Annotated in this window: 5 protein-coding genes; all 5 read left to right on the top strand. The window is 68.5% G+C overall.

What is annotated here, in order from left to right; genetic code table 11:
• Positions 1-310: 310 nt before the first annotated feature.
• The 5 genes from GWK61_RS51110 to GWK61_RS51090 all read left to right on the top strand — a co-directional run bounded on the left by GWK61_RS51110 (position 311) and on the right by GWK61_RS51090 (position 7,412).
• Positions 311-1,126 (top strand): hypothetical protein, encoded by an 816-nt coding sequence (locus tag GWK61_RS51110; protein WP_194921305.1) that lies wholly within the window; start codon positions 311-313, stop codon positions 1,124-1,126.
• Between the two features lie 132 nt (positions 1,127-1,258).
• Positions 1,259-2,080, top strand: a complete 822-nt coding sequence (locus GWK61_RS51105; RefSeq protein ID WP_228564350.1) for a TnsA-like heteromeric transposase endonuclease subunit — start codon at positions 1,259-1,261, stop codon at positions 2,078-2,080.
• Positions 2,077-4,338 carry a COG3415 family protein gene (locus GWK61_RS51100; RefSeq protein ID WP_194921304.1) on the top strand — a complete coding sequence of 754 codons (2,262 nt, stop codon included), beginning with the start codon at positions 2,077-2,079 and terminating at the stop codon, positions 4,336-4,338. Before GWK61_RS51105 ends, GWK61_RS51100 begins: the two co-directional genes overlap by 4 nt.
• A complete protein-coding gene (locus GWK61_RS51095; RefSeq protein ID WP_194921303.1) occupies positions 4,316-5,587 on the top strand; it encodes an AAA family ATPase in 1,272 nt (423 codons plus the stop codon). The genes GWK61_RS51100 and GWK61_RS51095 overlap by 23 nt, the downstream gene beginning before the upstream one ends.
• Complete coding sequence (locus GWK61_RS51090; RefSeq protein WP_194921302.1) at positions 5,580-7,412, top strand: TniQ family protein; 1,833 nt, start codon at positions 5,580-5,582, stop codon at positions 7,410-7,412. Before GWK61_RS51095 ends, GWK61_RS51090 begins: the two co-directional genes overlap by 8 nt.
• The last annotated feature ends 42 nt before the right edge of the window (positions 7,413-7,454 follow it).

The raw sequence follows: 7,454 nt of genomic DNA, 5'->3' as shown, positions 1-7,454 counted from the left end.
TGTGCCGGGACACGATAGTTGTCACCAGGGGTAGGCCCTGAGCTGGTTGCCGTGTCCTTGCGGGACAGCGTGGTTGTCACCGATGGGCCAAGATTCTTGTCACCTGGTGCGAGTTGCCAGGCTTGTTGTCACCGTTGGCGGTCCGGTCCGAGCACCCTTCCAGTCGATCACGAGTGCTGGCAGTCCTATGCTCGCGGGATCGATCACGGGTCAGGTCAGACTGGTGCATGGCATGGCACGTCGGAGCGAATAGCCCGGTCGTCGGTTGTCGATGGCACGATGAGGCGTTCATCAAACGGAAGGAGCCGAGATGGGCTACGACCTGCACTTCACCCGCGCCGACTTCTCGTTCGACAGTGCCCTGTTCCCGATTTCGTTGGCGGAGTGGACTGCAGTTGCTGATGCCGAGCCGCAGATGATCAGACATGGGGCGGAGGGATCCGCTCCGGAGTACGAGTTTGTCAGCGCTGATGGGACGTCCCGGCTACTGTCGTGGCGCCAAGGCGGGATCACTATCTGGAAGGGCGGCGGCGTCGCGGCAGAGCTTGCGGCGATCGCTGCGAAGCTGGACGCGAGGCTGGTCGGTGACGATTCGGAGGAGTACCACGCCGACGGCAGCTACACCCACTGGTCCGGGCCCAGGCCGATCCTGTTCCATCGGCCGCTGAACGTCGCCGAGGCCGCCGCCGCTTGGGAGGTGCTCTTCGAGCGGCAGGGCGACAACTTCTACTACTGGCGACCGAGTCCTGATCACGCCCGTCATGCGCTCGGAGCGTTCCGGATGTTCGCCGCGAGGGCCGTCACGGCTGCAGATGTCGCCGATGCGGACGGCTTGCTCTATCAGTACGGCCCGTTCGGCTCGGAAGGCGACCCCGTGTTCGCGTTGAGCCTGGTCCGTCAGCTGGCGACCGACGCCGAGGACGGCTTGGTACAGGTCGAATGCCGTCTGGACTTCGAGATGGGTGAGGATCTCGCCGGCCTTGGGTCCTTCAGCGACTGGTGGTTCCCAGAGCACGGCGGCGCCCCTGAGGAGTGGTTCGATGCCCTCGAGGCCCGGCCGGAGTGGCAGCTGCTGAATCTGTTGACGCCGCTGTCCTTTCGCTTCGGCACGGACACGGTGTGCTGAACTCGGCACGCTCGCGGGGGTGGCGATTGGATGCGCTTCCGTCATTCCCTTTGTGCTGGGATATCGGGGTGCTGTGCTTGAGTCGTGGTGTCCTACACACGCAGCACTAACGCTGGCCTCGGTCAGGAACGATTGCCCGAACCGTTGTGGTCGTATCGCGTCTCGTGGACAGATCTGATCGTCCCTGTCGGCGTCGGGCAGGGCGCAGCCGGGCTGGACCTGGCCGAGAACTGGCCCCGGCGGTGGTCGGTGTCTTGGAGGAGCGGGCGTGCTCTGGATTCCTGCTCAGTCTGGGACCTGGCGCAGTCGCCGGTGACAGGTGCGGATCCGATTCGCGGGTTCTCTTGGCGTCGCGGACAACGACACCGTCCCGGCCTTGAGTTCCTGGTCAGCACTGGCCGGCACCACGGGTTCGAGAGCCTGGAGGAGGCGCGGGTTCTGCTGGCGTTGGACTTCGCCGGAAACGTGCTCGACGTGGTGTCCCAGCCGCTGAAGATCCGATTCGGGACCACTGACGGTCGCAGGCCCAGGGACCACACCCCTGACTTCCTGGCGGTGACGCGTTTCGGGGTGTGGCTGATCGACGTCCGCCCGGAGCCGTTGATCCGGGACGAGGACCGGGAGTCCTTCGCTGCTGCTGCGGAGGTCGCGTTGGCCTGCGGCTGGCACTTCGTGCTGGTGGGGCGGTGGCGTGAGCACGTTCCCGCGTCCTTGGACGCGTTGTCGTCCCAGCGCCGGCCGCTATCCGATCCGCTGGGTCTGCGGCCGGGGCTTCTGGACTCGGCCGGCCGCGGTCTGTCGTTCGGCGAGCTCGCCGCAGCCAGCCGGTGCGAGCCAGTGGCCAGGGCCCTGCTGCTCCACCTGATCTGGCACCGGCGGCTGGGAGTGGACCTGTCCGCGCCTCTGGCCGACAGCTCGATCGTCGTCCCGGCCGTCGGCGGGGTGTCGCCGTGAGGTCCGGGGCCGCGGTGCTGGATCTGTCGCCGGGGGCCGGGGTGGTGCTGGACAGCGCCGAGTGGACGATCGAACGCCGCGAACCCCACCTCGGGCGGGTGCAGCTCGTTGCGGCCGACGGAGTCCGGCAGCAGGTGAGTTTCCGGTTCCTGGCCAACCATCCGCAGTGCCGTCCGTCATCCCGGACGGCGGCCACCGGCGCGGATCGGGGTCGGCAGCCTCGAGCACGCGAAGATCTGACGGCCGGTCGGCGGCAACTTGCCGAACTCCGGCTGGCGCACCTTCTGGAAGTGGAGACCGGCTTCCGCAGCGGGGACCGGCTTCGTCCGGGGCCGGGCGAGCCGAGGCCGGAATACGACCCGGATGCCACGACGCTGACGCAGCGGCGTCACGCCAAGGTGGCCGAGCTGGCGGGCCTGGACCGGCAGCAGGCCAAGCTGCTGGGCCTGGACAAGGTCGGCTATCGCACGTTGATTCGCTGGGATGTCGACCGGCGGCGGGCCGGCCTGGTCGGCTGCGCCGATGACCGGTGGCTGCGGGAAAGCGGCGGGCACCCCAGCGTCACCGAGCAGGTCAGGGAGGCGATCCTGGCGGTCCGGGAGGAGACGCTGCGCGGGTCGCGGGTATCGATGCGCACCAAGGACTTCCTGATCCGCCAATACGTCCGCGAGACCTTCGGCGACCAGGTCGAGGTCCCCAGCTATCGGACGCTTTGCCGCATCTGGCGGGAGTGGTTCGGGCCCGGCGGGGCCCGGCAGCGTTACGCGCGTTCGGCGGAGCTGCCGGTCAAGAACGGCCACGTGGTGGTGCACCGGCCCGGCCAGGTGGTGGCGCTGGACACCACGGTGCTGCCGGTGAAGGTGCGCGAGGGCGTGTTCGGAGACCCGGTGAGCCCGCACTTGACGATCGCTCTCGACGTCTATACGCACTCACTGGTGGCGTTCCGTCTCACCCTGGTCTCCGACACTGCGGTGGACGTGGCGATGCTGCTGCGCGATGTGATGATGCCGCTGCCGATGCGCCCGGACTGGGGGCCGGAGATGGCCTGGCCCTATCCCGGGATCCCGGCCGCGGTGGTCGCCGAGTTCGCCGGGCACGAGGTCGCCGGCCTGCCGTTCTTCGCCCCCGAGACGGTGACCACCGATCACGGCTCGGTCTATCGGAACCACCACCTGGTCGAGGTGCAGCGCGTGATCGGCTGCAACGTGTTGCCCAGCCGGGTGCTTCGCCCCACGGACAAGGCCGCCTGCGAGCGGGCGTTCGGCGTGATCAGATCACTGCTGTTCGAGAAGCTGTCCGGCTACACCGGCGTCGACGTCGCCGACCGCGGCGCCGACCCGGGCGGCGACGCGGCACTGACGGTGGAGGAGATGGAACACACGATCGCCTCCTGGATCGTGAGGGCGTGGCAAAACAGGGTCCTGCGCGACTGCCCGCCGTCCTGGGACCCCGACGGGACGCACAGCCCGAACACGCTGTTCGCGGCTTCCTTCGCCCAGGTCGGGTTCGCCATGGAGATCCCGCGCCCGGAGCTGTTCTACGAGCTGCTGCCGGCGCACTACGTCCGGATCGATGCCCGGCGCGGAGTGAAGATCCGCGATCTTTGGTATGACGACGAGAGAATCCTGGCTGACTACCGCGGACAGCCCTCGACCCGCGGTGGCAAGCACAAGGGCAAGTGGCTGATCCGGCGGGATCCACGGGACCGGCGGGCCGTGTTCTTCCAAGACCCCCTCAGCCATGCCTGGCACTCCTTGGCCTGGACCGGGCTGCCGCAAGTCGGGCAGATGCCCGCGTTCGGCGACGCGCGGGTGCGCGACCTGATGAAGAAGGTGCGGGACTGCGGGCTCACGCCGAGGTCGGACACCGAGCTGCTGCCGGTGCTGCTGGAACTGATCGGCTCGAAGATCCCGGTCAGTCAGTGGCCGGCGCGGATGGGCAAGACCCAGCGCACCGAGCACGCCCGCGAGGTGACACAGGCTGAAGCCGCCGACAGCGATCGGCCGGCACAGGCCCCTGACGAGCACGACGGCCGTCTCGGAGGACTGCCGACGACGGTGACGCCGCTTCGCTGGCCGGCTCGGGCCGCCCAGGTCGCCGAAGGCATCGACGCCGAACGGCGCCGCCGACGGGAGGCGGCCGTCCCGGTCGCGCCCAAGCCCCCGCCGGTGCTGGGATCCAGTTTCCGGCATCACAACGTGTTCCTCCTGCCCGAAGACGACCAGGAGGATCCCCGTGACGGAACTGCCGGCCGATGAAAGCCCGATCGTCCCGTTCCTGCGGGCCGGGCCGCCGCCGGACCGCACCCGATGGGAGGGATGGCAGCAGTGGCGGGCGATGCGCGGCACGTTCACCCCGGCACCGCGGCTGTCGCTGCAGGAGTACTCGGCGCTGAGCCCAAGACGCAAAGCGCTACACGACCTGCACCGGACCGCAACGCATGTGAACATGCGGCTGCAGGAGACGCCGATGAGCCAGAGAGTCTCCGGTTTCCTGCGCGGGCGGCTCCAGAACAACGCCGTGAAGTTCATGCCCGGCACCCGCGACGGCCTCATGATCAACGGCGGAGGCTTCCAAGGGAAGACGGAGACTGCCTGCGACGCGGCCGCCACGTTCGAGGATCTGTGGCGCGACGTCCACCGCCAGCTGCTGCCGAGACCTTTCCCGGGGACCCGCGACGTGTTCGTTCCGGTCGCCTACTGCCGCCTGCCGGTTCGCGCGGCACCGAAGGCGTTATGCAAGACCATCCTGGACGTCTACGGCGACCCCTACCCCAAGAACCTGGACGACCTGATCCGCGCGGTCCGGGACGCGATCCGGGACCACAACACCACCGCCCTGCTGCTGGACGACATCACCAGGCTCCGGTTGCACCGCGAGGACGACCAGGACACCCTGGACCTGATCAGGGAGCTGATGGACCTGAACGTCACATTGGTGCTGATCGGCGTCGACATCCCGCACTCCGGGCTGCTGCGCGACGCCTACATCGACACAGCCACCGGCCAGTGGGTCTTCCCTGAGGTCAAACGCGGCAAGAGCCACAACAGCGCGGCTGCCACCCAGACCGAGCGGCGCTTCGACATGGTCGACCTCGACCCGTTCGACTACGCGACCCCGGCCGGGATCACCGCCTTCCTGGAACACCTGGCCGGCATCGAGGACCAGCTCCGGTTGTTCGGTTCCTTCGACGGGATGCTCACCACCGGCGCGATGCCCGAATACCTGTTCCGCCGCACCCGCGGCATCATCGGCCTGCTACGACGCCTGATCGAGGATGGCTGCACCGAGGCGATCACCACCGGGGAAGAACGGCTCACCCCGGAACTGCTGGCACGGACCCCCATCCGCCTGGGAAATCTCGCCGACCTCGATCCGGAGGCCGGCGAGGTCCCCGACATCCCCGCCGACGTCCGGCCCCCACGACAGCCGGAGGGCAAGAAGTCCCCGAAACCGCGCAACACGGTGTTCGACGACCACGGCGGAATACAGGCCGCGGATGGATGACCGGCCCTCGTCCACGCCGCCGCGGCCGCTGGGCCGCAGCCTGGGCCCGCTGAAGGGCGAGTCCCTGGCCGGATTCCTGTTGCGATTGTCCTTCCGCCTGCACCTGGCGCCCATCGGTCTGGCCCACCTGACCGGATGCATCCGACGGACCACCACCACCGCGCTCAGTCGCAGACTCTTGCTCGACCTCGACATCGAGTACTTCGCGGCAGCCACACAGCTGGCTCATCAGGAGGCCGCCGGACTGACGCTCCGCCCCTGGGCGGACCGCTACCCGCCCATCGCCCGGTCGCTGACCGGGACCACCGGCCGTCCCTCGACCGACGACTGGCTGTTCAACACCCGCCCCCGGTTCTGCCCGCACTGCCTGGCCGGCGACGGCAGCGCGCTCCAACAGCAGCTCGGCGGCCCCTGGAAGAAGATCTGGCACCTGCCCATCGCGTTCGCCTGCGTCGAACATCGGGTCTTCCTCCAACACGGCTGCCCCACCGGCCGTCATCCCGACCGGCTGTCACCGCACCTGCTCGCCCAGATCGCGGACAACACCCTGCACCCGGCACAATGCCGTCAACCCGGCCCCGGCCATCCGGCGGACGGACGGACGCGGCCATCGTGCGGCGCCTACCTGAACAGACTCAGGGACACCGGAGATCCTTGCCCTGGCCCAGACGTGCTTCAACTACAGCGACGACTGCTCGACATGTTCGATCCCCACCGTCCCACCGGCGACGACGCCGGCCCGTTCACCGATCTCCGTCTGATCACCGCCCTGCTCTGCGCGTCCTGGCCCCTCGGCCGCGACCTGATCGCGGCCGATCTGGCTGAATCGGCCGATGAGCACATCCGTATGTTGACCGCCGACCGCACCCGTCTGATCCTTGACGCGCCTCCGACCAGTCCGCTCGCGACAGCCGCGCTTCTGACAGCTTCAGCCGCCGTCCGCGACAGCGTCGATCTCCAGAGCGTACTGGCACAGCACGTCCAAGCCTCACGGAATGGCCGTCCCAGCCGGGCGCCGTGGGCGACGGTCTTCGCCCGACACGAATCATCGTGCTCTGACGCTCTACGGCAAGCAGCCGAACCCCTGCTCCGCGCTTTCCGGCGCACCGCCGGACCCCACAGCGCCAGGGCCCCCGCTCGCACCGACAGCTACCGCCCGGAACACATACCGGCGTTCCTCGAGCAAGCCTGGTTCCTTGAGCACCTCGCGCCGCTGCACTGCGGCTCCTGCGTCACGACCGCACGTCGCGTCGCGGCGGCGACCCTCGTCCAACGGGTCGCGGGCAGGTCGATCGGTGACGCCGGCCACTACCTGGGCTTCAACCCCGACGGCGGCCAATACGCGCCTTCACACGACTTCTATCAGTGGCTGACCGCCCTTGGCCCGGACCGCTTCACCCAAGCCCTAAGCGACCTCGCTCAACGCCTGGATACCGCCGCCGATCTGGTCGACTACCGCCGGCGCCGTGAAGCGCTCCGAGACTGGTCCCTCACCCTCGACGAGTGGCACGACATCACAGATCGCCTCCCGCCGGTTCCGGGCCCATTCAAGCCCGTCCTGGACGACCGGAAACGACAAGAGGCCTCCGCGTTCGTCTGGGCCCACGTCACCCAGGGCGAACTCCGGTTCGCACCGCGTCCGATCGAAGCTGCACAACCCACCCAAGTCCGTCGCGCCTGGCAGCTACGCCACGGACCCACCGGATTCCAGCTCTCCCGACCCGACCCCGTCCGGCACTACGCAGACCTACGAGCACTACTCGGCCAGCGCGCCGTCGAGCTTGCCCACGCCATCGACACCGGCATCAAGATCCCGTCACGGTGACAGATCGCATGGCCAGGTGACAACTAACGCGTCACGGCACAG

Source organism: Catenulispora rubra (assembly GCF_015356825.1).
GTDB lineage: Bacteria > Actinomycetota > Actinomycetes > Streptomycetales > Catenulisporaceae > Catenulispora > Catenulispora rubra.
This window is presented reverse-complemented; position numbering and strand designations above follow the sequence as displayed.